The organism is Mycobacterium sp. E796 (assembly GCF_001672815.1).
Classification (GTDB): Bacteria; Actinomycetota; Actinomycetes; order Mycobacteriales; family Mycobacteriaceae; genus Mycobacterium.
The window spans coordinates 1-677 of sequence record NZ_LZKK01000338.1 but is presented as its reverse complement, the minus strand read 5'-3'; the positions used below and the strand labels follow the sequence as shown (position 1 = coordinate 677).

General features: G+C 70.9%; 2 pseudogenes. Both read left to right on the top strand.

Annotated features, from left to right (window positions below):
- Positions 1-373: pseudogene (locus A5706_RS27865) on the top strand (hypothetical protein); the annotation flags it as partial.
- 39 nt (positions 374-412) lie between these two features.
- Positions 413-677: pseudogene (locus A5706_RS27860) on the top strand (class I SAM-dependent methyltransferase); the annotation flags it as partial.

The following is a 677-nucleotide window of genomic DNA, read 5'->3' as shown; positions in this document are numbered from 1 at the left end:
CAAGCAGCGTCGACTCGTCGGTGAACAGCCAGCCGGAGACCTCCAGCTGCCCGAGTTTGTCGGCGGCGCGGCGGCGCTGGAGGCCCTCGTCGACCTGCACACGTTCGCGCCGGGAGACCTGGAGCGGATGGCAAAGGGCGCCGGCGCCGTCGACGTCCGGACCGCCACCGTCGAGTTCACCGCCGCGATGCTCGGCTGGCCGCTTCGCACGTTCGAGTGCGCGGTACCGCCGGGGCGGCTCGGCTGGGGCTGGGCGAAATTCGCCTTCAACGGCTGGAAGACGCTGAGCTGGGTGGACGCCAACGTGTGGCGGCACGTGGTGCCGAAGGGCTGGTTCTACAACGTGATGGTGACCGGGGTCAAACCCTCCTGAGTGGGCTCCGCCCGGCGATGATGCGGGCCGCGTAGCGGCGTGAGGAGGAGTCGGGCAATCAGAATCAGCACCGACGACGTCAGCTACCTACGCTCGGAACCGGGTACCGCGGCGCTGGACGCCGTCGCCGAATTCGAGCTGACCGACGTGACGCGGGTCGCGGACATCGCCGCCGTGCGCGCCCGGTTCGGCGACCGGGCGCCGGTGCTGGTCGAGACGACGCTGCTGCGCCGCCGCGCCGCCGACAAACTCGGGCAGCTGGAGGTCTCCGGCTGGCTGTTCACCGACGAGGCGCTGCAGCAGG